The sequence below is a fragment of the Arthrobacter sp. 05T444 genome (assembly GCF_056395905.1).
Genome location: NZ_JBFTKK010000023.1, coordinates 44,661 through 71,208, shown reverse-complemented (window position 1 = coordinate 71,208; position 26,548 = coordinate 44,661). Strand labels below are relative to the sequence as shown.

16 protein-coding genes, 2 tRNA genes and 1 pseudogene are annotated in these 26,548 nt (G+C 66.8%); 7 read left to right on the top strand and 12 right to left on the bottom strand.

Annotation, left to right across the window (positions count from 1 at the left end; all coding sequences use genetic code 11):
• Positions 1 to 209: 209 nt before the first annotated feature.
• Positions 210 to 1,670 (bottom strand): dihydrolipoyl dehydrogenase family protein, encoded by a 1,461-nt coding sequence (locus AC1DD3_RS18585; protein ID WP_476882238.1) that lies wholly within the window; start codon positions 1,668 to 1,670, stop codon positions 210 to 212.
• A 209-nt stretch (positions 1,671 to 1,879) separates the two neighbouring features.
• Here AC1DD3_RS18585 and AC1DD3_RS18580 point away from each other — a divergent pair, with 209 nt between their 5' ends.
• Positions 1,880 to 2,608 (top strand): FadR/GntR family transcriptional regulator, encoded by a 729-nt coding sequence (locus AC1DD3_RS18580; RefSeq protein WP_230121503.1) that lies wholly within the window; start codon positions 1,880 to 1,882, stop codon positions 2,606 to 2,608.
• An 88-nt stretch (positions 2,609 to 2,696) separates the two neighbouring features.
• Here AC1DD3_RS18580 and AC1DD3_RS18575 read toward each other — a convergent pair.
• Positions 2,697 to 2,773, bottom strand: a tRNA-Arg gene (locus tag AC1DD3_RS18575).
• A gap of 278 nt (positions 2,774 to 3,051) precedes the next feature.
• On the opposite strand from AC1DD3_RS18575, the gene AC1DD3_RS18570 reads away from it, so the two are divergent.
• The 4 genes from AC1DD3_RS18570 (at position 3,052) to AC1DD3_RS18555 (ending at position 9,839) form a co-directional block, all read left to right on the top strand.
• On the top strand, positions 3,052 to 4,878 hold the full coding sequence (locus AC1DD3_RS18570) for a phosphoenolpyruvate carboxykinase (GTP) (protein WP_230121504.1): 1,827 nt from the start codon (positions 3,052 to 3,054) through the stop codon (positions 4,876 to 4,878).
• Positions 4,879 to 5,049: 171 nt separating this feature from the next.
• The gene (locus AC1DD3_RS18565; protein ID WP_476882237.1) at positions 5,050 to 6,684 is read left to right on the top strand and encodes an MDR family MFS transporter; all 1,635 of its coding nucleotides are present in this window, start codon (positions 5,050 to 5,052) and stop codon (positions 6,682 to 6,684) included.
• A complete protein-coding gene (locus tag AC1DD3_RS18560; protein WP_476882236.1) occupies positions 6,677 to 9,217 on the top strand; it encodes a PEP/pyruvate-binding domain-containing protein in 2,541 nt (846 codons plus the stop codon). The genes AC1DD3_RS18565 and AC1DD3_RS18560 overlap by 8 nt, the downstream gene beginning before the upstream one ends.
• Position 9,218: 1 nt before the next feature.
• Positions 9,219 to 9,839, top strand: coding sequence for a TetR/AcrR family transcriptional regulator (locus tag AC1DD3_RS18555; RefSeq protein WP_476882235.1), 621 nt, complete (start codon positions 9,219 to 9,221; stop codon positions 9,837 to 9,839).
• A 9-nt stretch (positions 9,840 to 9,848) separates the two neighbouring features.
• Here AC1DD3_RS18555 and AC1DD3_RS18550 read toward each other — a convergent pair whose 3' ends face one another.
• The 4 genes from AC1DD3_RS18550 to AC1DD3_RS18535 all read right to left on the bottom strand — a co-directional run bounded on the left by AC1DD3_RS18550 (position 9,849) and on the right by AC1DD3_RS18535 (position 13,537).
• On the bottom strand, positions 9,849 to 11,009 hold the full coding sequence (locus AC1DD3_RS18550; protein WP_230119959.1) for a globin domain-containing protein: 1,161 nt from the start codon (positions 11,007 to 11,009) through the stop codon (positions 9,849 to 9,851).
• A 118-nt stretch (positions 11,010 to 11,127) separates the two neighbouring features.
• On the bottom strand, positions 11,128 to 11,577 hold the full coding sequence (locus AC1DD3_RS18545) for an RrF2 family transcriptional regulator (RefSeq protein WP_230119958.1): 450 nt from the start codon (positions 11,575 to 11,577) through the stop codon (positions 11,128 to 11,130).
• 48 nt (positions 11,578 to 11,625) lie between these two features.
• Positions 11,626 to 12,108 (bottom strand): hypothetical protein, encoded by a 483-nt coding sequence (locus tag AC1DD3_RS18540; protein WP_230119957.1) that lies wholly within the window; start codon positions 12,106 to 12,108, stop codon positions 11,626 to 11,628.
• Between the two features lie 10 nt (positions 12,109 to 12,118).
• Positions 12,119 to 13,537 carry a phosphomannomutase/phosphoglucomutase gene (locus AC1DD3_RS18535; RefSeq protein ID WP_230119956.1) on the bottom strand — a complete coding sequence of 473 codons (1,419 nt, stop codon included), beginning with the start codon at positions 13,535 to 13,537 and terminating at the stop codon, positions 12,119 to 12,121.
• A 148-nt stretch (positions 13,538 to 13,685) separates the two neighbouring features.
• On the opposite strand from AC1DD3_RS18535, the gene AC1DD3_RS18530 reads away from it, so the two are divergent.
• The gene (locus AC1DD3_RS18530; protein ID WP_230119955.1) at positions 13,686 to 15,887 is read left to right on the top strand and encodes a RecQ family ATP-dependent DNA helicase; all 2,202 of its coding nucleotides are present in this window, start codon (positions 13,686 to 13,688) and stop codon (positions 15,885 to 15,887) included.
• On the opposite strand, the gene AC1DD3_RS18525 is transcribed toward AC1DD3_RS18530, so the two are convergent.
• The 4 genes from AC1DD3_RS18525 to AC1DD3_RS18510 form a co-directional block, all read right to left on the bottom strand.
• The gene (locus AC1DD3_RS18525) at positions 15,832 to 17,391 is read right to left on the bottom strand and encodes an MFS transporter (protein WP_476882234.1); all 1,560 of its coding nucleotides are present in this window, start codon (positions 17,389 to 17,391) and stop codon (positions 15,832 to 15,834) included. The genes AC1DD3_RS18530 and AC1DD3_RS18525 overlap by 56 nt on opposite strands.
• A complete protein-coding gene (locus tag AC1DD3_RS18520; RefSeq protein ID WP_476882233.1) occupies positions 17,388 to 19,016 on the bottom strand; it encodes a phytoene desaturase family protein in 1,629 nt (542 codons plus the stop codon). Before AC1DD3_RS18520 ends, AC1DD3_RS18525 begins: the two co-directional genes overlap by 4 nt.
• Before the next feature lie 137 nt (positions 19,017 to 19,153).
• Positions 19,154 to 19,241 (bottom strand) — tRNA-Ser (locus AC1DD3_RS18515).
• A gap of 104 nt (positions 19,242 to 19,345) precedes the next feature.
• Positions 19,346 to 21,628 carry a prolyl oligopeptidase family serine peptidase gene (locus AC1DD3_RS18510; RefSeq protein WP_476882232.1) on the bottom strand — a complete coding sequence of 761 codons (2,283 nt, stop codon included), beginning with the start codon at positions 21,626 to 21,628 and terminating at the stop codon, positions 19,346 to 19,348.
• Positions 21,629 to 21,689: 61 nt separating this feature from the next.
• Here AC1DD3_RS18510 and AC1DD3_RS18505 point away from each other — a divergent pair, with 61 nt between their 5' ends.
• Positions 21,690 to 23,669: an FAD/NAD(P)-binding protein gene (locus tag AC1DD3_RS18505; RefSeq protein WP_230119951.1), complete on the top strand. Its 1,980-nt coding sequence runs from the start codon at positions 21,690 to 21,692 to the stop codon at positions 23,667 to 23,669.
• Position 23,670: 1 nt separating this feature from the next.
• Here the strand turns inward: AC1DD3_RS18505 and AC1DD3_RS18500 are convergent.
• Positions 23,671 to 25,620 (bottom strand): annotated as a pseudogene (locus AC1DD3_RS18500) (bifunctional metallophosphatase/5'-nucleotidase); the annotation flags it as partial.
• 83 nt (positions 25,621 to 25,703) lie between these two features.
• Positions 25,704 to 26,525 (bottom strand): VOC family protein, encoded by an 822-nt coding sequence (locus AC1DD3_RS18495; RefSeq protein ID WP_230119950.1) that lies wholly within the window; start codon positions 26,523 to 26,525, stop codon positions 25,704 to 25,706.
• Between the last annotated feature and the right edge of the window lie 23 nt (positions 26,526 to 26,548).

Here is a 26,548-nt window from a genome sequence, read left to right as displayed (position 1 = left end):
GTACTCCCCAAGCGGTCAAACACCGCGAAAAATGCATCCTTCTGATCCTGCGAGTACCACCCGGATCCTGATGAATCACCGCTTAAACGAACCACGGTCGTTGCAACTCCCAAAAGTCGGGGTGTTGCAACGACCGCTAGAACCCAAGCATGGATTTAGGGGCCTCACGTGTTCGTTACCCACGGTGTCGGCGGCGGGTGGGTGTCCGTTCAGAGGCCGTATTTCTCCAGGAGCCGCAGCCAGACTTCGCTGATCGTGGGGTAGGAGGGGACGGCGTGCCAGAGCCTGTCGAGCGGGACTTCGCCGACGACGGCGATCGTCGCCGCGTGCAGCAGCTCGGCGACGTCGGGGCCAGCGAATGTGGCGCCAAGCAGCACCATGCGGTCTTCGTCGACCACCAGCTGCGCCCAGCCCTCGTAGTTCTCGGCGTGCAGCGACGAGCCCGCCACAGAGATGGGCAGCTCCACCGAGGCGACGTTGTAGCCGTCCTTCGCTGCCTGCTCGACCGAGCGGCCAACCGTTGCCAGCTCGGGATCGGTGAACACCACGTTGGGAATCGCGTGTTCATCGGCGGTTTGCGCGAAGCGGCTCCAGGGTTCCGGCGTACCCTCCAGCTCACCTTTCGCCCGGGCGGCGATGGCCGAGCCCGTGGCCCGGGCCTCGTACTTGCCCTGGTGGGTGAGCAGGGCCTTGCCGGCTGCGTCCCCTACCGCATACAGCCATGGGCCGTCCTCGCTTCCGGCGGCGGCGTTGACCAGGCCGGTCGAGTCGGTGGTGAGTGTCAGACGTTTACCGTCGGAGGCGCCCAGCCCGACGCGCTCCAGCCCGAGCCCTTCCAAGGCGGGGTGCCGTCCCGTGGATACCAGCAGCTTGTCCGCCGAAAGGGTGTCGCCGCCGTCGAGCGTCACGGTGAGGGAGCCGTCGTCGTTTTCGCGGACGCTTCGCGTCCCGGTGTTGAGGCGGAGCTCCACGCCGTCAGCCCGGAGGCCCGCCGCGACCAGTTTCGCGGCTTCCGCCGGGAAATTGCCCAGGAGGCCGCTGCGGGCCACGAGCGTGACATCCGAGCCCAGGCGGGAAAAGGCCTGGGCCAGCTCCGTGCCGGCGACGCCGCCGCCCAGGACAGCAAGACGCTCCGGCACCTCCTTGGCGGACGTTGCTTCGCGGGTTCCCCAGTACGGAATCCCGGCAAGGCCCTCGATGGGCGGCGTGTTCGGGGTTGATCCGTTGGCCAGCACGACGGCGTGACGCGCCGTGAGCGCATAGGAGTTGCCGTCGAGGCCGGCTACTTCCACCGACCGCGGGGCGGTGAGCTTGCCCTGGCCGCGGATGAGTTCGATGCCGGCACCGTCCACCCATTTCACTTGGCTGTCATCCTGCCAGTGTGAGGTGAAGGAATCACGCCGCTTGAGGACGGCGGCAGCGTCAAGGGTGCGGGTGACTGCCTCGCTGGCGCCGGGGACTGTCTGCGCGCCGTGCAGCGCGGTGCCCGGCCGAAGCAGGGCCTTTGACGGCATGCAGGCCCAGTAGGAACACTCACCGCCCACGAGCTCCGCTTCCACGAGTACCGCGGTAAGACCGCCCTGCACTACCCGGTCCGCGACGTTTTCGCCCGCCGCGCCGGCGCCGATCACAATGACATCGAATTCCCGTTCAACAACCTGTGGCGTCATGGCACCAGCCTACGCCCCGCCCGGGGCGGATTTGAGGGCCGGATGTGGCGCCCCTGGATCCGTGGCGGGCAGGCAGTTGGAGCAGATCTTTGCCTGGCACCGCACTCCAATTCGTGGGGGACGGGCGCTCCGTAACATGGCGCCGTGCCGTCCGGAGGACATGGGACATCCGCTACGGTGTGAAAAGTACCCGTTGCAAAGGAGCTCCAATGTCGCCCGCCAACATGGTTCCGCCGGCGCGGTTCAGTGCACAGGCCCGCCTTCGCGCCCTGCAGTCGGACATCATGGAGCTCATCCTGGACCGTGACCTCGAGGCCGGGGATGCCCTGCCCACCGAGAACGAGCTGTGCGTTGCCCTTGGAGTAGGCCGGAACACCCTGAGGGAATCGCTCAAGGTGCTGCAGGCCCTGGGTGTCATTGAAATCCGCCATGGCTTCGGCATGTTCGTGGCGCCCAGCAATTTTGAAGCGCTTGCGGACGGACTGATTTTCCGCGGGAGGCTGTCGCTGCGGCACCACGGGCTAGAGGCGCTGCAGCTCGTGGATGTGCGCCAGGCCTTGGAATCAGGGCTCATCGGGAGTTCGATGGACGTCATGACGGCGGAGCAGCTCGCGGCGATCGAGGCCTCAGTGGTCCGGATGGAGGAACTCGCAAAGTCAGGGGAGACGTTCGTGGAGGCCGATTCAGATTTCCACAGCCGGCTGTTCGAGCCGCTGAACAATGAGCTGCTGCTCAACCTGCTGGGCGTCTTCTGGAAGGTATATCGCAAGATCCACACCGAGATCGGGCCGGGCACTGAGGATCTGGCCGCAGTGGCCGCACTCCACCGCAACATCTATACGGCCGTCGCCGCGGGCGATAAAGCCCGCGCGTCCGAGCACCTGGCGCACCACTTCGATGGCATTCGCCGCCGGATTTCGGATGCGGTAGCCGAGTAGGCGCCGGACGGCCGCCGCCCCAGACAGGGCACCTGCCACCTAACGCAAAGAATCCCCGGAATCTATAATGATTCCGGGGATTCTTTCGTGGTGCGCCCAAAGGGATTCGAACCCCTGACCTTCTGTTCCGTAGACAGACGCTCTATCCAGCTGAGCTATGGGCGCATCTTCTGGTCCCTGGCAAACTTTCCGCTCGCCCCGAACCTCGAATTACTTTACGCGAGGACTCCCGTAGTTCCAAATCGAAAGCCGTGTAATATACGTAACTAGACCGGTCTATGTGACCTTCGTCACGAATTTAGGAAAATCGCAATCCGACACCCTTGATTTTCCGCGGTTTTCGTCCCGGAGGCGCTGGACATCCCATGTCTGACCACGAAATGGACTAGACGATCGCAAATAGCATTTAGCTCACACCACCGAACCCGACGAAGGGAACCGAAATGGGCCACCTGGCGCGACTGCCGCTGCTTGAGAAAGCACCCACCACACATGCCGGCCTGCTGGCATGGGTCGAAGAGGTCGCTGGGCTGACCCAGCCGGACCGGATTCACTGGGTCGACGGCTCCGAAGAAGAAAACACCCTCCTCACCGACGAACTCGTCGCCGCGGGCACGCTGAAGCGACTCAACCAGGAGCTGTTCCCCAACTCCTTCGCGGCGTTTTCGGACCCGGCCGATGTTGCCCGCGTGGAAGAGCAGACATTCATCTGCTCTGAAAAAGAGCACGACGCCGGCTTCACCAACAACTGGATGGCTCCTGCGGAGATGAAGGAGAAGCTCCGCGGTCTCTTCTCCGGCTCGATGCGCGGCCGCACCATGTACGTCATCCCCTTCGTCATGGGCCACCTCGATGCCGAAGATCCCAAGTTCGGCGTGGAGATCACGGACAGCGCCTACGTTGTTGCCTCCATGCGGATCATGGCCCGTATCGGCACAGACGTGCTGAACCGGATCACTGAGACGAACGCGTTCTTCGTCCCCGCCCTCCACTCCCTCGGCGCACCGCTGGAGCCCGGCCAGGCGGACGTTTCCTGGCCGTGCAACCCGGACAAATGGATCGTCCACTTCCCCGAGGAGCGTTCGATCTGGTCCTTCGGCTCCGGCTACGGCGGCAACGCCCTGCTGGGCAAGAAGTGCTACGCCCTCCGCATCGCCTCCGTCATGGCGCACGATGAGGGCTGGCTCGCCGAGCACATGCTCATCCTCAAGCTGACCTCCCCGGAGCAGAAGACGTACTACGTCTCCGCTGCCTTCCCGTCCGCCTGCGGCAAGACGAACCTTGCCCTGCTGGACCCCACCATTGAAGGCTGGAAGGTGGAGACCCTCGGGGACGACATCACCTGGATGCGCTTCGGCAAGGAAGGCGAGCTCCGCGCCGTCAACCCTGAGGCGGGCCTGTTTGGCGTGGCTCCGGGCACCGGCTGGGGCACCAACCCCAACGCCATGCGTGCCATCGCCAAGGGCAACAGCATCTTTACAAACGTCGCCGTTACCGACGACGGCGGTGTGTGGTGGGAGGGCATGACGGAAGAGGTTCCGGCCCATCTCACTGACTGGCAGGGCAACTCCTGGACGTCGGACTCCGACAAGCCGGCAGCCCACCCGAACTCCCGCTTCTGCACGCCGATCGACCAGATCGACATGCTGGCCGAGGAGTACCACAGCCCTAACGGTGTGGAGCTCTCCGCCATCCTCTTCGGCGGACGGCGCAAGACCACCATCCCGCTGGTCACGGAGGCCCGTGACTGGTCCAACGGAATTTTCATGGGCGCCACGCTTTCCTCAGAAACCACGGCTGCAGCCGCCGGCGCCGTCGGCGTCGTGCGCCGCGACCCCATGGCCATGCTTCCGTTTATCGGTTACGACGCCGGTGACTACCTGAACCACTGGGTCAACCTGTCAGCCAAGGCCAATCCGGAACGACTGCCCAAGATCTTCCTGGTCAACTGGTTCCGCCGCACTGCAGAGGGCGGCTTCGCCTGGCCCGGCTTCGGGGACAACGCGCGTGTTCTCAAGTGGGCCATCGAACGACTCGAAGGCAAGGCCAATGCGGTGGAGACGCCTATCGGATTCGTTCCGACGGGCGATTCCATCGACCTGACCGGCCTGGACATGACTCCGGCCCAGGTGGAAGAGGCTGTGCGCGTCGACCCCGCCGAGTGGAAGACCGAGCTTGCTTCCATCGAGGAGTGGTTCGCGAACTTTGGCAGCTCGCTGCCGGACGCTCTCCAGCAGGAACTTGACGGGCTGAAGGCCCGCCTGGCCTAGGTCCCCACCCCTTTAGTACGACGGCGGCCCCGCACCTTTGAGTCAAAGGTGCGGGGCCGCCGTCGTACTTTGCGCCGGAAACCCCGGCAGCCGCGCCGGGCCATTGTGCCGCGAATGCGGCGGGAGTAGTTTTTAGAGAACTAGTGGTTCTCTAACTTTAGGGACCGGGCCATGGATGACGCCCAGCACACCAAACGGATCCCGTCTGCCATCAGGGCGGCGCTGCCTGGCATCCTGCTGGTGATGTTCCTCGGAGCCCTGGACCAGACGGTCATGGCCTCGGCACTGCCCACCGTTGCCGGAGACCTGGGTGGTCTGGACCAGATGTCCGCCATCATCACCGGTTACCTTGTCGCCGCCACGGCTGCAATGCCCCTGACCGGCAAACTCGGCGATGCCTTTGGGCGCAAGCGGGTCCTCCAAGGCTCCCTGATCTTCTTCATTGTTGGCGCGGCGTTGTGCTCCTTGGCGCAGACCGTGCCGGAACTCATCGGCTACCGGGCGATTCAAGGCATTGGCGGCGGAGGGCTCATGATCGGGGCGCAGGCGATCATTGGCGAACTTGTCAGTCCGCGCGACCGCGGCAGGTTTCTTGGCATCATCGGCGCCGCCTTCATTGTGGCCGCGGTGGCCGGTCCACTTGCCGGCGGGGCGGTGGTGGACCATTTCTCCTGGCGCTGGATCTTCTATTTCTACGTGCCGCTGGGCCTGGCCGCCCTCGCCGTGGTGACCCTCACGCTCCGGCTGCCGGACACTCCGCGCGGGCGACACGTGGACTATGGCGGTGCGGCTTTGCTGTGCCTCGCAATCGTCTCGGTGATCTTGCTCTGCAGCGGCGGCAGCTATCCGGGGCCGGGCTGGGTGGCACCTGTCCTGGCGGCGGTGGCTGTTGCGGCCCTGGCCGGTTGGCTGCTCGCCGCGCGCCGTATGGCGGACCCGATCATTCCGTTGTCGCTGTTCCGCGACTCCGCCTTCGCGATCCCCACGGCAGTCAGCTTCCTGATCGGCTTCGCGATGTTCGCCACGCTGAGCTACCTTCCAGCGTTCCTGCAGGTGGGCATGGGCATGTCGGCCACCGCTTCCGGCGGCATGCTGATCGCCCTGATGGCCGGACTTCTGCTCACGACGGCGGCATCCGGCGCTCTGATCACCCGCACCGGACGCTACAAGCTGTACCCGGTGGCCGGGACGCTGCTGGCCGTTCCCGGAACCTGGCTGTTCAGCACCTTGGATTCGGGCAGCAGCCCCTGGCTGGTGATGGCCTCAATGGTTTTGCTCGGGCTGGGCATCGGGCTGGTCATGCAAGTCATGGTGCTGGTGGTGCAGAACTCCGTGGAGCGGCGTGACCTGGGGGCAGCCACGTCCACCGTGACCTTTCTTCGCCAGGTGGGAGCCTCCGTTGGCGTGGCAGTATTGGGTTCCCTGATCACTGTGCGCTTCTCCGCCGCCGTCCCCGCGCCGCTGGCAGCAGCACTGGGGGACAGCATCAAATCGTTGACGCCCAAAGCCCTTGAGCGTCTGCCTGCTGCGGATCGCAGTGCAGTGGGCGAGGCGTTCGGCCAAGCACTTCCGCCGGTTTTCGGCTATGCCACCATCGTGCTGGCCGCGGCATTCGTCCTGACGCTCTTCCTGCCCGAGCGGGAGCTGCGGACCACGGCACATGCCGACGCCGTGCCCACCGACGCCGCGCTCTCGGACCCCGCCAACCTGGACCCCGCCAACTCAGATACTGCCGACCCGGACCCCGCCCTGTCCGAAGCTGCAAACCCTGCCGACCGCAAACCACGAGGAGCCCCGGATGACTGAGAAGACCACCGCCCCGCTGGCCGATTTCAGCGCCGGGGACATGGCCGCCGCCGGGGGAAAGGGTGCTGCCCTGGGCGAGCTGGTGCGCCAGCGATTTCCGGTGCCGCCGGGCTTCATCGTCACCACCGGTGCGTACCTGTCCTTCCTGGCGGAGACAAGGGTGGGGGCCGCGCTGGAGGGCATCCTGAGCGTTGACCCAGGCGAGGGCCCGGACGTTGGCACGACTGAGGGTGAAAGCCGCGGCGCAGCCATTCGTGCCCTGTTCGCCGGAACTGAATTGCCCCGGCACCTGAGGCAGGAAATCGGCGCCGCCTATGCGGAGCTGGGTGGCGGAGCCGTGGCAGTTCGTTCCAGTGCCACGGCGGAGGACTTGCCGGGAGCCGCGTTCGCCGGCCAGCAGGACACGTACTTGAACGTGCTGGGCGAGGACCTCGTGGTCCAGGCGGTCGCCGACTGCTGGGCGTCACTGTGGACGGACCGGGCCGTTGCCTACCGCCAGCGTCAGGGGATCGATCCGCAGGAACTGGCCATCGCCGTCGTCGTGCAGAGAATGGTGCCGGCCGATACGGCTGGTGTCATGTTCACCGCAAACCCCGTCACGGGTGAGCGTGGTGAAATCGTGGTGGACGCGAACCCCGGGCTGGGGGAAGCGGTGGTCACGGGCCGGGTGACGCCGGAACACTATGTCCTGGACCGCACGGGAAAGGCGCTCAGTTTTGCGCCCGGCGGCCGGGAAGTGGTGATCAGCGCGGCCGAGGGCGGCGGCACACAGGAAAACCCCGGTGCGCCGGGCGTGAAGCCGGAGCTGGCCGCGGATCAGCTGACGGAGCTGGCCCGTCTGGGACAGAGGGCACAGCAGCACTTCGGGCGGCCGCAGGACATTGAATGGGCGGTGGCTGGGGGACTCCTGTATGTGCTGCAGTCGCGGCCCATGACGGCGCTGCCGCCCCAGCCGCAGACGCTCAACCCCTTCCAACGTCGGCTGGGGCCGTTTTTCATGGAGATGTTCCAGGAACGGCCCTATCCGCTGGATGTGTCCGGCTGGATGAGCCGGGGAATCCTGGCCATGCTGCATCGGATGGCCGGGAGCGTGGGGGTGGTCTTCCCAAACGTTGAACAGCTGCTCCCGGAGGAGGACGGCGTGGTGGTGCGGCTCGTCCCGCCGATTCCGCACCCGACCATCCGCACGCTTGCCGCGCCTGTGTCATTGGTGCGCCGCGCGAGGCAGTTCAATCCGGCCAACTGGACACAGGATCCACGGTTTTCCGCGTTTCTTGAGAACGTGGAGCAGCTGAACGGGAAGGATCCCGGCCTGTTGCGCTGGCGTGCGGTGGTCGCGCTCGTGGAAGAATCCTTCGCAACGATGCGGGGCATCACGGATCTGCGCGTCTCCTACTTGCCCGGAGTATTCGTACCGTTGCTAAAAATGCGCCTAATGCTCCTGCTGCTGGGCAAGGTGAAGCTGGCGGCTGCGCTGATCGCGGGGGCGGAAACCCGGACCAGCCAGGCGAACCGCGCCCTTGAACGGCTGGCTGCGATTGCCGCCGATGATCCCGGGCTGTCGCGCGCCTTTGCCGAATCGGACCCAAGCCGGCTGCTGGAGTTGGTGGAAAAGGAACCCGAACATGCTGCCTTCCGCGAGGCTTTCAAAGCGTTTCTGCTCGAATACGGCCACCGCGAAACCATCAGCGTTGTTCTAAGCAGTGCGCCCACGTGGTCCGATGCGCCGGAAGTGGTGCTGGGGCTGGTGAAAGCCATGTTTGGCGAGCGGCTCCAGACGGCCGACCAGACCGGGATGGCGCTGGACGAGTTGACGAAGCACCCTGCCCTCCGGTTCGAGCCGCTGTGCCGGAGTGTGCTGGCCTCCGTCGAGTCTGCACGGACCGGAATGGCGTTCCGCGAGGATAGCCACTTCTACGCCACAAAGGTCATTCCGCCGATGCGCCGCGCGTACCAGGAGCTCGGCCGCCGCCTGGTGCTTGCCGGCGTGGTCGACGAGGCCCACGACGTCTACCACCTGCGCTTCGAGGAGCTGGCGTCCATCACGGACACGGACGACGGCGGGGCGCTGCCGGCTTCCGTCCGGGAGCGTTTCCGTCCACTGGTGCTGGCGCGGGCGGCGAAGCGGCGCGAGCTGGAGGGGATCCCGTTGCTGGACAAGGCTTTGCTCTTTGGCCGTAATCGCCGCGTGGAAGGGGCCCTTGTCACCGGAACGCCAGCCAGCCGCGGCCAGGCGAGCGGACCCGTGCGGGTGATCCATGGACCTGCCGGGTTCGGGCAGCTGCGCAGTGGCGAGATCCTGGTCTGCCCATATACAAACCCGTCCTGGACACCCCTGTTCCAGCGGGCCGCCGCGGTCGTGGTGGACACCGGGGGGATCGGCTCGCATGCGGCGATCGTGGCGAGGGAGTACGGGATTCCGGCTGTCATGGGCACTGGTTCAGGTACCAGCACCTTGGCCGACGGGCAGCGCGTACTCGTGGACGGAACCGGCGGAGTGGTCCTGCCGGCACTCTCGGAGGACGGGGCCTGAGATGCCGAAGCTGCAGGACCACCGCAAGCTGCCGCGCCGCCGCGGAGCTGCCCTGAACAGCGCCATCTTCGAAGCGGTTCGGGCAGAGATTGCCGAATCCGGTTATGCCGCGCTGACCATGGACAGCGTCGCCGAGCGCGCCCGGGCCAGTAAGGCCTCGCTCTACAGGCGGTGGCCCGGACGGGCAGCTTTGGTACTAGAGGCAGCCTACGATGCGATGCCCAGCCCCGCGTCCGCCCCCGACACCGGAAGCCTGCGCGGAGATGCCTTGGCAGTCCTGCGGCACGTGGCGCAGCAACTGCAAGGAGTGGTGGGGCAGGCCATGCGCGGGCTGCTGGGCGAGGCGCTTCAGAACCCGGCAGTGGCCGCGGAAATCCACGAGTACGCGCGGGGCAACGTCGTCAAGGTCATTCGCGCCATCATCGAGCAAGCCGTGGCCCGCGGCGAATGCGACCCCGACCTGGCCACGGCTTGCAAAATCGAGGCGGGCCCCGCCTTGCTGCGGCAGAGATTCATCTTCTCGGCCGCGCCCATCGAGGACGATTACCTGGTGCAGGTGGTGGACGAGGTGATGCTGCCGTTGCTGGGGGTCAGCCCGCCAGGGGCACCGGCAGTCCGCTGAAGTCTGCGGCTAACTGGCCAGCCAGATGTCCGGGCCGAAGACCTCGTAGTGAATCTTCGTGGCGGGGATGCCGGCGTTGATGGCCTCGTTGCGGATGTGCTTCATGAACGGAAGCGGACCGCAGAGGTACAGCGAGGCGTCGGCCGGGAGATCCACTTCGCGCAGGGACATGAATCCGGCTTTGGCTCCGGCCTCCGGCTGCTCGAGCCAGAGCTGGAGGTTGGCGCCCTCGAGGCGTTTGACGTCATCGGTCATCTGCCCCCGCAGTGCCCAGCTCTCCAGAGTGCTTTCGGCGTGTAGCACCAGCACCTCCCGGTCGGAACCCGACTCTGCCAGGGACCGAAGGATGGACGCCGTGGGCGTGCAGCCGATGCCTGCCGAGGCCAGCACGACCGGTCCGTCGCCGTCCTTGAGCGTGATTTCGCCGTAGGGGTTGGAGATCTCCAGGATGTTGCCTACCTCCACGCTGTTGTGCAGGACGGGGGAGACCTCACCGCCGTCGTCCAGCTTGGTGGTGAAGGAGCGGCTGGTGCCGGCATCGCCGGAGAGCGAGTACTGGCGGACCTGGCGCAGGCCGTCGGGGAGCTCGACCTTCACGCTGACATATTGGCCAGGAAGAGCCGGGGTGACCGGGGTGTCGTCCGCCGGCTCAAGGGTGAAGGTCATGGCGCCGGTTCCCGCAGGGGACTTGGCCGCTACCCGCCACGGGCTCCACATCTTGCCGTTGGCCTGGGCAGCGTAGAGGCCCTTTTCGAGCTTGATGAGAGCGTCCGCCATGAGCCAGTAGACCTCGGTCCAGGCCTCGGCGATCTCGGGGGTGATGACTTCGGCGAGATCTTCGGCTATGGCCGCGAACAGGTGCTCGTAGACCACCTTGTACTGCGGTTCGGTGATGCCCAGCGAGGCGTGGCGGTGGGCGATGCGGGACAGCACGGTCTCCGGCAAGGTTCCGGGGTTGCTTACAAGATGGGTGGCGAAGGCCGCGATGCTTCCGGCCAGGGCCTGCTGCTGGTCGCCGGAGCGCTGGTTGGAACGGCTGAACAGGCCATCAAGGAGTTCGGGGTGTGCCGCAAAAAGCCGCGCGTAGAACTTCGGCGTAATTTCGCCGATCCGGGAGCCGACCAGCGGAAGCGTGGCCTCGATGACAGGGCGGGATTTGTCCGAGAGCATGTGTACTCCTGAGGTAGTGGGCCGGGGTCTTGGTCCGGACCGCGATAAAATATTCGTATTTGAAATACAAGTATTTATACCTAAGTTCTACACCCTGTAGAAATCAATGCCAAATCGGTCAGACGCCGGGGCGCAGGCCTATCATCTGGAACACGGGCGCCATCTGGCGCGTTCCGGGAAGATCGGCCACCACAACGTCGTCGAGTTCCCGGTAAAACGCCTCGCGGGCACGGGCCAAGGCGGCCCGAAGCCGGCACTCGTTGATCAGCGGGCAGTTGCCGCCCGGCCCGATGCAGTCGGCAGGATCTTCGCGGGTATCGAGCTGCCTGAGAACCTGTCCCACGGAGACGCGGCGGCCGGCTGCACTGAGCCTCGACCCGCCGTTGCGGCCGCGTTCAACGTCGATCAGGCCCAGAACCCGCAGCCTGGCCATGGCCTTGCTGACATGGTTGTACGGCGTGCCGACCGCGTCTGCCACGCTCTGGGTCGTGAGAAGGTCGCCGTCCGGCGCAGCCGCGAGCACCATGAGGGCGCGCAGGCTCACATCCGCGAAGGCGTTGATTTTCATGAGTCCAGCCTAGGGACACTGTGCAAATGACAGCTGCTCATACCCGGTCTAGTCCACCCAGATGGCGGGTTCATTCGTGTCCGCCGCGAGTTCGCCAAACTCCCACTCACGCGTGGCCGGGCTTGCCGCATACGGCAGGACGGCCGCAAACACAGCCCCATCACGGTGTTCTGTTGCCACGTGGATGGCGTCAGAGTCTTCCTCGAGCAGAGTGATGTCGCAGACGATAGCGGCAGCCCGGAAGTCGTCGCGGTTCTGGCGCAGCAGCGCAGTGATGTCGCTGATCATCGCGTCGGCATTGAACTCGTCTCCGGAGCCGGATTCGGCATCCGCCGGGGAGACCGCCACGAGGCGGACCTCGCCGTCGTTCTCCACCACGAGCGCGAAGGGCATGAAGCCGCCGTTGCGCTCAAGTTGCTCCTGCGCGGCTCCCATGCCGGTGCCCAGCAGGTTTTCCAGGTCCGTGGCGGTGGCCTCGGGAACGGACGTCCGCCACGACGGTGCCGGCTGAGACGATTCGGGCTCTGCCACTTCCTCCATCCTAGCTCCGGACAAGGGCCAGTACGCGGTCTCGGACGCGCTCCATGGTGGCCTGGTCTGTGGCTTCGGCGTTCAGGCGCAGGTACGGCTCAGTGTTGGAAGGGCGAAGGTTGAACCAGTAGCTGCCGTCAGCGGCCGTGAACGTGCTGCCGTCGAGATTGTCGACGGTGACGTCTTCGCCGGAGAAATCAACGCGGACGCGCTCCACCGCGCCGGCCTTGTCCTCGATCTCCGAGTTGATCTCGCCAGAGGAAACGTAAGGCTCGTATTCGCGGCCGAGCTCGGAAAGCGGGCCGTTCTGCTCACCCAGGGCAGCCAGGACGTGCATGGCCGCAAGCATCCCCGTATCTGCATTCCAGAAGTCGCGGAAGTAGAAGTGTGCGGAGTGCTCGCCGCCGAAGACTGCGCCTTCCTTCGCCATGACGGCCTTGATGAAGGAGTGGCCTACGCGGGTGCGGACCGCGCGTCCGCCGTCCTGGGACACGAGCTCGGGCACTGCCCGGGACGTCAGCAGGTTGTGGATGATGGCGGGCGTTTCCTCACCCTGCGCTCTGGCGCGCGCGATCTCGCGGCGGGCCACCATGCCGGTGATGGCCGACGGCGACACGGCGTCGCCGTTTTCGTCGATGACGAAGCAGCGGTCGGCGTCGCCGTCGAAAGCCAGTCCGATGTCTGCCCCGTGCTCGACGACGGCGGCCTGAAGATCGCGCAGGTTTTCCGGCTCCAGCGGGTTGGCCGGGTGGTTCGGGAAGGAACCGTCCAGCTCGAAGTACAGCGGAATGATGTCAAAGGGCAGTTTCGGCAGCAGGGCGTCGCCGAGGACGGCGGGAGTGGTGAGCCCGGCCATGCCGTTGCCCGCATCGACCACTACCTTCAGCGGGCGGGAGCCGGAGAGGTCCACGAGTTTGCGCAGGTATTCGGAATAGCCCTTGAGGACATCCTGGACGCCGATCTGACCGCGGGTTCCGGCTGCGGGGACGGAGCCTTCGTTGAGGTACTGCTCCGCGAGGCCCTGGATCTCTTTGAGACCTGTTTCGGAGGAGATGGGCACGGCGCCGGCCTTGGCCATCTTGATGCCGTTGTATGCGGCGGGGTTGTGGCTGGCGGTGAATGTGGCGCCGGCGGCGTTGAGGGCACCGCACGCGTAGTAGAGCTCGTCCGTGGAGATCAGGTCCAGCAGCTGGACGTTGGCTCCGCGGGTGGCGGCGCCGTTGGCGAAAGCCTTGCTGAATTCGGGGGAGGAGGGGCGCATGTCACCTCCGACCAGGACCGTCTGGCCTTCGAGTTCCAGCACGTCGACGAAGGCTGCGCCCACGGCTTCGACGATTTCGGCGGTGATGGATTCGCCCACGATGCCGCGGACGTCATACGCCTTGAACGAGGCTGAAAGATCAAAAGTATTGGTCTGGTTGCTAGTCACGGGATTTATCTTACTTTGAAGCGCGCAGCGGCCAGTGGAGGGGAAGTCACGGAGGTGGCGGCGGGTTGCCGCCCGCATGAGTGCGTGCCGTTGTCCACATGGCAGGGCCGGGCTTTGGAGTGTCAGAGGCGGCTGGGATACTGAATCAATGGCCAATAACCAGCACGCTGCAGTTCTACCGTCCGCCTCAAGCACTCCTTCCGGCACTACCACGGAAGTTTCCGGAACCCGCGGCCAGGCCTTGGAGGTCCTGCGGGAGCTGGTCGGCCACCCCGGCGCCGACTTTCACGACGGCCAGTTTGAGGCGATCGAAGCCCTGGTCGACGGCGGCCGGCGGGCGCTGGTGGTGCAGAGGACGGGCTGGGGAAAATCGGCGGTTTACTTCGTGGCCTCATTGCTGCTCAGGCGGCGCGGGGCAGGGCCCACTCTCATCGTTTCGCCACTTCTGGCGCTGATGAGGGACCAGGTGGCTGCCGCCGCCCGTGCCGGTGTCCGTGCCGTGGCCATCAATTCCGCCAACCAGCTGGAGTGGGACACTGTGCGCGAGCAGCTCGCGGCGGACCAGGTGGACGTCCTGCTGGTTTCGCCTGAGCGGCTCACCAATCCCTCGTTCCGTGAAAACCAGCTGCCCGAGCTGATCCGCCGCACCGGACTCCTGGTCATCGACGAAGCCCACTGCATTTCCGACTGGGGACACGATTTCCGCCCGGACTACCGGCGGATCGCTGACCTCATCACGCAACTGCCGGACACGGTTCCGGTCCTGGCCACGACCGCCACGGCCAACTCCCGCGTGGTCCACGACATCGAAGAGCAGCTGGGCGACGCAGTGCTCACCATCCGCGGCGCCCTGGGAAGGGAATCGCTGCGGCTCGGCGTGCTCACGCTGCCCGACTCCCGTGAACGGCTCGGCTGGCTGCTGACGCACCTGGCGGATCTGCCGGGCAGCGGAATCATCTACACCCTGACGGTGTCGGCGGCGGAGGACACGGCCCGTCTTCTGGCTGAGGCGGGCCACGAGGTGCTGGCATACACGGGCCGCACCGACCCCGCGGACCGCGAACGGGCTGAGCAGCTGCTCAAGGACAATGAAGTCAAGGCGCTCGTGGCCACCTCCGCGCTGGGCATGGGCTTCGACAAGCCGGACCTCGGCTTTGTGGTGCACCTCGGTGCGCCGTCCTCACCGGTGGCGTACTACCAGCAGGTGGGCCGTGCCGGCCGCGGGGCCGCCAACGCCGACGTCCTGCTGCTCCCCGGGGCGGAGGACCGGGACATCTGGCAGTACTTTGCCACGGCCTCCATGCCGTCGGAGGAGAAGGCCGCCGCCGTGCTCACGGCCCTTGCCGAGGCAGGGACGGCGGTGTCCACGGTGGCATTGGAGGCGCGCGTGGACCTGCGGCGGACCCCCTTGGAACTGTTGCTCAAGGTCCTGGCCGTCGACGGCGCAGTGGAGCGTGTGGGTGGCGGCTGGCGGTCAACCGGACTGACCTGGACCTATGACGCCGAACGCTACCGCCGCATCGCGGAAGCCCGGGTGGACGAGCAGGATTCCATGGTCATATACCAGGATACGGCCGGGTGCCGGATGGAATACATCACTTCGGTGCTGGATGATGAGACCGCCCACGCCTGCGGCCGGTGCGACAATTGCGCCGGCCAGTGGTTCCGGGCAGACATCGCAGCCTCGGCCACGGCGGCGGCCGGGCAGACGCTGAGCCGTGCAGGCATGGTGCTGGAGCCGCGGCTGCAATGGCCCAGCGGAATGGACCGGCTGGGCGTGCCGGTCAAAGGAAAGATCAAGCCGGACGAAAGTCTGGCCAACGGCCGCGTGCTTGCCCGTCTGACGGACCTGGGCTGGGGCGGGGCGCTGCGGGAACTCTTCGCCGCCGGTGCCCCGGACCGCGCCGTGGATCCCGGCATGCTGCAGGCCTGCGTCCAGGTGCTGCGCGAATGGGGCGCCGGCGACTCCCGCGTTCCGGGCTGGAGTGGCGCGGGGCGGCCGGCGGCCATCGTCAGCATGCCGTCGCGCGGCAAGCCGGCCCTCGTGGAATCCCTGGCCCGGGGCATCTCCGACATCGGCCGCATCCCGTATCTGGGCCAGCTGGAGATGGAACACGGCGGGCCCACGGGCGGCCGCGGCGGCAACAGCGCCTACCGTCTCGCCGGAGTGTGGGACCGGCTGGTGGTAGGGCCAGAACTGGGAACTGCCGTGGCCGGTCTTGGCGGCCAAAGCGTGATGCTCATTGATGACCTTGTTGACAGCCGCTGGACCGTTACCGTTGCCGGCCGTGCCCTCAGGCGGGCCGGCGCCGGGGCGGTTCTGCCGCTGGCGCTGGCCCAGGCCGGCTGACCTCGGCCCCGGCATGCCGGTGCAGCATCAGGCTGTCGGCCGTGCTGAGGAGCATCAGCAGGGCAATGGACAGGAAGGCCCCGCGGTAGGCGGCCAGGCCGCCGTCGCCCTGCCCCGCACCAAGCACGCCGCCTAATCCGGAGGCCAAAACCGGAGCGGCGTCGAAGACGCGGAGGAGGAGTGCGCCCACGGCGATGCCCGCTCCGGTGGCGAGCTGGACCAGCGTGGCAGATACGGCGTTGGCCGAGGTCAGCTGGCCCGGCACGATGTCTGCGTACTGGACGGAGGCGTAGGCCGAGAACCCGATCGACCGGAACGCCCCGCTGCAAACGAGGAGCACAAATATCAGGGGCTCCGGCGTTCCCGGATTGAGCAGGGCGCAGAGGGCGAAGGTCGACGCCGACGCGAGGGAGGCAAAGACGAGGACGGACTTGAACCCGAAGCGTCTGATCAGCGGTGTGGTGGCGGGTTTGATGCCGATGTTCCCGATGAACACCGCCGCCACCATGATGCCCGCGTGCAGGGGGCTCCAACCGAATCCTTCCTGGAACATCAGCGGAAGGAGGAAGGGCACGGCGCTGATGGTCAGCCGGTAGATGAAGCCGCCGGTGTTAGTTGCCCGGAACGTCCGCGTCGAAAATACGGTCAGGTCGAACAGCGGATTGGCAGCCCGGCGCATCCACAGCGCCGCCGCTGCCAGGGCAACAGCTCCGGCTCCTACACTCAGCAGCGTCCATGGCCCCTCTGGATGGGCGCTGGCGAGCTCCAGGCCAACCACCAGCGCCCCCACTCCGGCTGTGGTGAGGACCAGTCCCAGCCAGTCGAGCCTCCGTGTCCGGTCGCCGGTCACGGGTGGCACGAGGCGGAGGGCGGCCAGGAAAGCCGCGGCGCCCAGGGGGAGGTTGACCAGGAAAATCCAGTGCCAGGACAGGTAAGTCGTCAGCGCGCCGCCCACCAGCGGCGCCAGCACCGGGGCCAGAAGCCCGGGCCACACGAGGTAGGCCGTGGCACGCAGCAGCTCGGCCTTGGGCGTGCCGCGGAGCACCACGAGAGTGCCTACCGGAACCATCATGGCCCCGCCGGCCCCTTGCAGAATGCGGCTGAGGGTCAGCATGGTCAGGTCCTGGCTCGCGGCACAGAGCAGGGAAGCCACGGTGAAGAGAGCAATGGCCAGGCAGAAGATGCGGCGTGCTCCGAGCCGTTCCGCGAGCCAGCCGCTGAGCGGTATCCCCATGGCCACCGTCATCAGGTAGGCGGTCATGGTGATGTTCACGCCCGCGGCCGCCACATTGAAGTCGTCGGCGATGCTGGGAATTGCTGTGGTCAGCACCGTCCCGTCCAGGAACTCCATGAAGAAGGTGGCCGCCACGAGCAGCGCCAGCCGCGGGTTCCACGGATGGGCCGCCGTTGCCTGACCGCCGGCCGGGGCGCCGCCCAGGGCATTCTCTTTCGGCGCCCCGCCTTCCGGCATATCGCGTCCCGGGCCGTTGACCTCGCCGCTCATGAGTCCCGGGCCAGTGCTGAGTTTCGGGCCAGTTCCAGGACAGCCATGGCGGCGTTGTGCCCGCCGATGGCGCTCACGGCCCCGCCGCGGCGCGCACCGGAGCCGCACAGGAGTATGCGTTCGTCGCTGGTGGCCACGCCCCAGCGGCGGGCCGGACTGTCCAGCGGCGTACCGTCCTCGACGAACGGCCAGTCGAGGCCGCCGTGGAAGATGTTGCCGCGCGGCATGCCCACGGCCCGCTGGATGTCCAGAGTGGTCTTGGTTTCGATGCAGCCAGTGCCGTCCGGTGCGTGCATGATGAGGGGTTCAATGGGTTCGCCGAGCACCGAGTTCAGGGACCTGAGTACGGCCGCCTGCAGTTGCGCGCGCCGGGCCCCGTTGTTCTCCCGGGTGATGAGGCGGTCAGGGACGTGGAGGCCGAAAACCGTGAGGGTCTGCGCCCCGGCGGCCTGCAGCTCCGGTGACAGGATGCTGGGGTCCGTCAGCGTGTGGCAGTAGATCTCGCAGGGCAGCGGTTCGGGGATGGCGCCGGACTCCGCTGTCCGGTACGCCTGGTCCAGCTGGTCCCACGTCTCGTTGATGTGGAAGGTTCCGCCGAAGGCGGCCTCCGGGGTGACCCCTTCGTCCAGGAGGCGGGGCAGCCTCCTCAGCAGCAGGTTCACTTTGACCTGGGAGCCTTCGCGGGCGTGGTTCGGGTTCGAAACTCCGGTGCCGGAACCCGCGGGTGGTGTCCGCAGCCGGTCCAGCACGGCCGGGGCAACATTGGCCAGCACCCAGCGGGCCGTCGCCGCACGGTCTTCGGCGGCGCGGCGGTAGCTCACGCATCCGCCGGGGTCGATCGCCGTCACTTCCGCGCCGGTGAGCACGGTGGCCCCTGCCTCGCGGGCGGCACGTTCCAGCTCCGAGGACACCGAGCCCATGCCCCCGATCGGAACATCCCAATCGCCAGTGCCCCCGCCGATCAAGTGGTAGAGGAAGCAAATGTTCTGCTGCAGGTCTTTCCCGCCGGCCTCCGCGAACGTGCCGATCAGGGCATCGGTCAACACGACGCCGCGCACCAGGCCGTGCTGGAGCTGGCCGGCGATGGCCTCGCCGATGGGCCGCTCCATCACGGCATCCCAGGCCTGCGAGGCCCCGGCAGCCGTCGCGACCCGGCGTGCCTCGGACCTCGTCCGCAGCGGGGACATCAGGGTGGGCCACAGCGCTTCGGTGAGCTTGCGGCAGCTGGCGTAGAACCTGGTGAAGGCTTCGGCTTCACCGTCGGGGGCGCCGATGGCTGCGAACGACGCTGCAGTGCACGCGGCGTCGCCGCTGTCGATCAGGAGGCCCCGGCCCGGGTGCGACGGGTCCGGCGTGTAGGACGAATAACGACGGCGGGCCAGCCGGACCCGAAGTCCAAGGTCGTCGATGATCCGCTGCGGCAGGAGGCTGACCAGGTATGAGTAGCGCGAGAGGCGCGCGTCGACGCCGTCGAAGGCTTGGGCCGAGACGGCGGCGCCGCCAGCGTGGTCGAGTTTTTCCAGCACGAGCACGCGGAGCCCGGCCTTGGCCAGGTAGGCGGCCGCCGCCAGTCCGTTGTGTCCGCCGCCCACGACGATGGAGTCATATGCCTCGTTGCCAGTCATGCGATTATCCTGCCACCGGAGCGAGGAGCACCGCGCCACGCGTCCGCGACCCGGACGAAACAACGGCCATGCAAAACCCCGGCCATGCAAAACCCCGGGAACGCAAAAGACCCCGGTCCAGGGACCGGGGCCAAACGCGGAGACGGGGGGATTTGAACCCCCGGTGGAGTTGTGCCCCACACTTCATTAGCAGTGAAGCCCATTCGGCCGCTCTGGCACGTCTCCAATTGCTATTCCTAGCCCACCAAGGATACGCAGAACGGGCCACCCAGTGCAAAACGGCGTCAGAACGCGGCCTAGGAGAGCCGGCGGCGACGTTCCGCCCCGTGTCAGGCGGTCCCGCCCGCGAGGGACCTCCAGAGAAAATGCTGGCTGCGGCTCTGGAGCGCGGCGGCCTGCCTGTTGTCCGAGGCTCCGGCATGCCCGCCTTCAAGCGCCTCGTGGAACCAGACGTTGGGAATGCCCATGGCCTCCATGCGGGCGGCCATCTTGCGGGCCTGCACCGGGCCCACCCGGTCGTCCGATGTCGCGGTCCAGATGAAGGTCTCCGGGTAGTCCACCCCGTCCCTGAGCAGGTGGTACGGCGAGAACGTCCTGATGAATTCCCACTGTTCCGGGACGTCCGGATCACCGTACTCGGCAATCCACGAGTGACCCGCGGAGAGCCTGGTGTACCGGCGCATATCCAGTAGGGGCACGCCGCAGGACACGGCGCCGAACAGTTCCGGGTAGCGCGTCAGCATGTTGCCCACGAGGAGCCCGCCGTTGGAGCCGCCCACACAGCCAAGGCGCTCCCGGCTCGTGACACCCCGCGAGATAAGGTCCTTTGCGACGGCGGCGAAGTCCTCGAACGCGCGGTGCCGGTTCTCCTGCAGCGCAGCCCGGTGCCAGGAAGGACCGTATTCTCCGCCGCCGCGGATGTTGGCCACCACATAGACGCCGCCGCGGCTGTGGGGCGCTGCACCGTCGGCGCCGGCCGATTCCGCGGTCCGCCGCTCCAGCCAGGCCCGGCCCACCGCGCCGCTGTAGGCGGGCGTGCGCGAGACCTCGAAGCCGCCGTACCCGGAGAGCTGGGTGGGGTTCTGCCCGTCGAGCACCAGGTTGCGCGCCGCAATCTGGAAGTACGGCACCCGGGTGCCGTCCTCGGACACGGCAAAGTGCTGCTGCACTTCGTAGCCGGCATCGTTGAAGAACGACGGCGATGCCTTGACCACTGCATGGCTGCTCACCACGCCTGCGTCCTGGGCGTGGTTTTCCCTTGACAGGGTTCCGCGGGTCAGCGTGGTGGGGGTGGTGAAGCCGGTGGCGACGAGCCAGAAATCGTCGCCTGCCCCTCGCGGTCCGCCGGGGGAGCGGTGCCCGCCGTCGGAGCCGCCTTCTGCGTCGTCCTCGTCGTCCACGGCGAAGGCGTTGACGTCGTGCAGGGGAGGGCACGCATCCAGCAGGGAGGAGGCCCAGGCGCCGGCCCGATGGTCAGCATCAGATTCAGCCACTGCCCCCGAAGCAGGCTGCGACGGGTCCAGCACCCGGATTTCCGAGGAGACGTCACGCAGGAGGTTCAGCAGCAGGAAGTTCCGCGTCCAGCTCCAGGACTGCAGCGACGTGCGGGCATCCGGGGTGAAGAGGACCGTCAGCCTGCGCTCGCCGGCAACGTAGCGGTCAAAATCCGCCGCGAGCAGCGAACCCGCCGGATAGCTCGTTCCGTCCACTGTCCACTCGCGCTGCGGCCGGAAGAGCAGCCATTCCCGGTGCGCGCTGAGGTTCACGTCCGTGGGCGCATCGACTGCCGTCCAGGACCCGTCCCGCAGCACAGAGGTTGTCCGGTTGAAGAAGTCGATCCAGTCAACGGCGAAGGTCCGTTCAAACCCCGGCGTGGAGTCGTGGGCCACGATCGCCATCATATGGTCCTCGGGGATCTCGAAGATCCTGGCCGCATCGGCCAGGGACTGGCCGCGGTGCAGTTTCACGCCGGTGCGTGCGTAGGATGAGGCGGTCCGCGGCAGGGCGTCCGCCGTGCTGGCTACCAGCAGCGTATCCGCGTCAAGCCACGAAACGTTGCCCTTCGCCGTCGGAAGGTCAAAGCCGCCGGCGACGGGGTCAACGAAACTGCGGGTCTCGACGTCGAACTCGCGGTAGCGGTTGGCGTCGCCTCCGTCAGGGGAGAGGGCCAGCAGCGCCAGCCGGTAGGGCAGGCCGGGTTCCGGCCGGAGGAAGTTTGCCCCGTGGAAGACCCATTCCTCACCTTCGGCGGCGGCGAGCGCATCCACATCGAGCAGCACGTCCCATTCGGGGGCGTCGGTGCAGTAGCTCTCCCAGGTGGTCCGGCGCCACAGGCCCTTCGGGTTCTGCCGGTCCTTCCAGAAGTTGTAGTACCAGTCGCCACGCTTGCTCACCATGGCGATCTTGTCCGTGGAGTCCAGCACTTCGAGGATCTCGCCCTCGAGGCGGGCATAGTCCGCGTCCTCCAGAAGGTCCTCCGTCCTGGCATTCTGCTCCCGGACCCAGGCCAGCTGTTCCTCGCCGTAGATGTCCTCGAGCCAGATGTTTTCATCGGTGGGCTCGGGCGCGGTTTCGGGGGGAACGGCGGCGGAATCAGCTGCAGTGGTGGTCATGGCCCCAACCAAACAACATCCCGGCTCAGCTAGCAAGTCACATGCCGATACTCTGGATGCCGTGGTCACATCGCAAAGCATCCGGACGGTACTGATAGGCGCCGGGCCGAGGGGTACCAGCGTGCTGGAGCGGCTGCTCGCTAACTGGGCCCCGGCGGCCCCGTCCGGATCTGTTTCATCCGGTTCGTCGTCCGAATCGGCGCCGGTACAGGCGAAAGCCGGCCTGCACATCGACGTGGTCGATCCCTACCCGGCCGGCGCGGGGCATGTGTGGCAGCCCGGACAGTCGCGGCTTTACCTGATGAACACGCAGTCGTTCTACCCCACGCTCATCCCGGAGGACCCGCAGCTTGCCGCCCCGGTTGCCGGCACAACGTTTGACCGCTGGCGGGTCCGGCAGCAGCAGGATCCCCTTCCCGGGCTGACCGAAGAGGAACTCGCGGAACTGGCCGTGCTCGGCTCCGATGACTTCCCCAGCCGTGCCCTGTACGGCCGCTACCTCCGCTCCACGCTTGAGGAACTCCTCGCGCTGGTGCCCGACGGCGTCACGGTGGACTTCCACGAAACGTCGGCCACCGCCGTGCGCCCCTCGCCGGACGGAACGTTCGACGTCGAACTGGCCGGCGGCGGGACGCTTGCCGCCGATTCCGTGGTGTTGGCACTGGGCCACCTGGACTCCAGGCTTAGCCCAGAGCAGCGCCAACTGCAGGCAGCTGCCGCCCAATTCGGACTGCGCTACTTTCCGCCCGCTGTTCCTGCCGACGTCGACTGGTCGACTATTCCAGCCCGCGAACCGGTGCTGGTCCGCGGGATGGGGCTGAACTTCTTTGACGTCATGGGCCAGCTCACCGAGGGCCGGGGCGGGAAGTTCGTGGACGCCGGAGACGCCCTTGAGTACCTGCCCTCAGGCCAGGAACCGCTGATCATCGCCGCGTCCCGGCGCGGCACGCCGTACCGTTCCAAGGCCACCCTTGAGAGCTACTACCCGGCGTCGGTGACCCTGCGGTACTGCACCGGGGCCGCCTTGCGGAGGTTCGCCGCAGCCGGCATCGTTCCGGCCTTCGACCACGACCTCTGGCCGCTCCTGCACCGCGATGCCCTGTGGGCGTACTACTCCACGCTGGTGCGTTCCGAGCCTGCAGCCGTGCAGGATCCGGCCAGGTTCCTGAAGGAACTGGACGAGGCGCTGCACCCACATGCCCACACGACGGCAAAATGGGAAGAGATTGTCAGGGCGGTCATCGAAGGACATGTCCGCCCCGACAGCAGGCTGGATCTGCTGAGCCTCGCGGCGCCGCTGGCGGGACAGCCGTTCGGTTCCCGCGCGGAGCTGGACGCCGCCGTCGTCGACTATCTGCTCGACGACGCCCGCCGCTCTGCCCTCGGCGAGGACGACCCCCTGAAGATGACCATCGGTGCGCTGCACCACGGCCGTGCCGTGCTGAAGTCAGTGGTGGCCGACGGCGGCATCACCGACGAGTCGTGGGTCGCCGGGCTGCGGGGCTGGTTTGAGTCGTTTGTGGAAGGCCTCGCCAGCGGGCCCCCGGCGCTCCGTGCCGAGCAGCTCGCCGCATTGGCCCGCGCAGGCGTGGTCAGTTTCGTGGGACCCGACCCCAAATTCGGGCTGGACCGGAAGGCGGGGTTCTTTACCGCCGCGTCACCGTGGGTGAAGGACGCCGCCGCGAAGGCCCGCACCATGGTTGAGGCCCTGGCACCGGCCAACCGGGTGTCCGTCAACGAGTCTCCGCTGCTGGAACAGCTCCTCGCCGACGGGCTGGTGCGGCCGCGGACGATGATGACGGTTGAAGGAACACCGGTGCAGGCCTCGGGACTGGATGTCAGCCCGCATCCTTACCGGCCGGTGGCAGCCAACGGAGAAGTTGCCAAGCGGGTCTTCGTGCTGGGCCTCCAGCTCTCGGCAACCCAGTGGGGAACGGCGATCGCCGCCGAAGCCGTGCAGCAGGCCGGCCCGGTCTACGCCAGCGGCCAGCGCACCCTGCGCGACGCCGACGAAATCGCCCGCGCCATCCTCAAGCCCTGACGGGGCCGACGGCAGAGACCACGACGGTGACCTTCACCACGGTTCCCGACTCAATGGCGGTGAGGGTCAGCGTTCCGACGCCGGCTGCAGCCTTTGCTGGCACCGCGAGGTTCACTGTGGCTGCCCCGGAGGCCGCGGGAACCGTGCCCAGCGGGGTGGACGTGCCGGCCGCGTCCGTGAAAACCGCAGTCAATGACTTGTTGGCCGGGCTGCCCAGCGAGGCCAGGTCCAGCTTGGAGACTTCGAGCGTCATGGCGTCGCCGCCCTTGACCGCCGCCGCCGTCGTGTTGACGACGGACACGGTGCGCCGGGCAAAGTCAGGGGACGCGGGGTTGTGCTCCTGCAGGTACCTGATCCATGCGTCGCGGTCCACGAGGCCGGAGTCTTTGGTGCCCGTGCCTTCCTTGAAGACCCGGAAGTTGTCGCCGCCCGTTGCCAGGAAGCTGAACATCCCGATCCGGCAGGGCTTGGCCGGATCAAGCGGTTTCCCGTTCACCCGGATCGCGGTAATGTGGTCTCCCGCTGCGCGGGCGGCATCGTAGGTGTAGTTGACGTTCTCGGACAGGCCCAGCTGCTGGTAGGCGCGGCTCGGGACGCTGCCGTCGGGGTTGGTCTGCCACTGCTGTTCCAGGAGCGTCTTGAACTGTGCCCCGCTGAGGGACGTGGTCCACAGGTTGTTCACGAATGGCAGGACGGAATTGGCCTCGGCGTACGTGATAGTTCCGTCGGGTGCGAAGTACAGCTCGTTGCGCAGCCCGCCGGGATTCACGACGCCGATTTCGGCTCCGCCCAGTTCCGGCGCCTTGAGCGCATCCACGAGAGAGTCGGCCACGAGGTTGCCCAGGGTGGACTCGCCCGCGCGGTCGTCCCGCTTCGCCGGAGTGGTGTCCGTGACGGGAGTGAACGCCGTGGTGATATCAGCGGTCACCCTGCCCACCGGCTGGTTTCCGATTTCCGCAGCCTCGGCGATGGCCTTCCTGACGATCACGCCGACGGCGGCGACCCTCGGGTAGACGGCCACAAGGTCCGCGGCGGCATCAGTGGTGCGCTTGACGTTTCCTGCCTTGTAGCCGGTGACAGCCTTCGTCCTGGTGTCCACGGTCAGCTGGATCTGTCCAATGTTCTCGCCGTAGTTGCCGGTCTGCACAATGGGCCGGGTCTTGCCCTCCACCCCGGGAACGGGAGCATCCCACGCGTACTCCTTGTGGGTGTGGCCGTTGAAGATCGCATCCACGTCGGCGGATGTTTCGGAGACCAGCTTGGCGAAGGGGCCGCCGGCGGCCACCTCCTGCTCCAAAGTGGCGCCTTCCGGTGTTCCGGACCCTGCGCCGTCGTGGTTTTCCACGACGATCACGTCTGCCAGGTCCTCCGCCTTGATCCTGGCCGCAACGCGGTTGATGGCGTCGACGGGATCGCCGAACTCAAGCCCAGTGATCCCGGCAGGAGTGACGAGGGAGGGCACTTCCTGGGTCACGGTGCCGATGACGGCCACCTTGATGCCGCTCATCTCGAGGACCGTGAACTCCGGCAGCACGGGCTCCGAGGTGCCCTTCCTGTAGACGTTGGCGCCGAGGTAGGGAAACTTGGCGTTGCTGCCGCCGGCGACGCGGTCGCGCAAATCCGCCCAGCCGCCGTCGAACTCGTGGTTGCCCACCGCGGAGGCCCTCAGCTCCAGTGTGTTGAGGACATCGAGGGTGGGCTGGTCCCTTGCAGCAGAGGACGCGAACAGCGATGCCCCGATGTTGTCCCCCGCGGAGAGGAAAGCACTGGGGCCCGGTGCAGCGGCGCGCAACATCTCCACGGTGCCGGCGAACAGCACCGTGTTGGTGTCGATGCGGCCGTGGAAATCGTTGATGCCCAGGAAGTTCAGGTCAACGGTGGCCGGAGTGGCAGGGCCGGCCGGCAGGTCAAGGCCAGCGAGCACGGGGTCGTGGTCGCTGGCCCTGTACTGGCCGATACCGGCCAGTCGCTTCGCTGGAAGGTCCTGGCCGGTATTTTTCACAGGAATTTACTTGCGGTGGACGGTTTTAGCGATCAGGCCTCCACAGCCTCCGCCTCCGCGGTCTGGGTCTGGGCGCCCTGCCCAGTGTCCTGCACGATCCTGAACCTGGCGCCGGTGGGATCCGCCAAGGTGGCCAGCCGCCCGAAGGGTGTGTCGTCGGGTCCGTCGACGACGGTGGCGCCCAGGCTGACGGCCTTCTCGATGGATGTATCGGCGTCCCCCACGGCGAAATAGACGACCCAGTTCGACGGGACCTCGGCTGGCAGGTCCGCCGCTGCATCGTAGATCCCGGCCTTCGCGTCTCTGCCCGCGCCCAGAGTTGTGTAGCGGAACTCCGGGGTATCGCTCATGACGTCCGTGTTCCAGCCAAAGACGTCCTGGTAGAACTTCACAGCGGTGGCGTAATCCTTGGTGTGAAGCTCGTGCCACGCAGGGGTGCCGGGTTCGGCAACCACTTCATACCCGCGCATTTCGCGGGGCTGCCATACGCCGATGGCAGCGCCGGACGGATCGCCGAAGAACGCCATGTGGCCCTGTTCCGGGACGTCCATGGGCTCCATGTACACCTGGCCGCCGTTGGCCGTGACTGCGGTGGCCGTGGCGGCGGCGTCGTCAGTGCGCAGGTACGTGGACCACATGTCCGGCATGGCCGCCTGGTCCTCCTGCTTCTGCATGATTCCCGCGACCAGTTTGCCGTTCTTGTTGGCGGTGATGTAGCCGCCGTATTTTTCCTGGTCCCCGGTCTGGAAGTCCCAGCCGAACAGTTCGCCATAGAACTGTCGGGAAGTGTCGGTGTTGGAGGTCATCAGGTCAATCCAGCAGGGTGCTCCGGGCGTGATGTCTGGGGTGGGCATTGTCAGCTCCTGTAGTGGGCCGC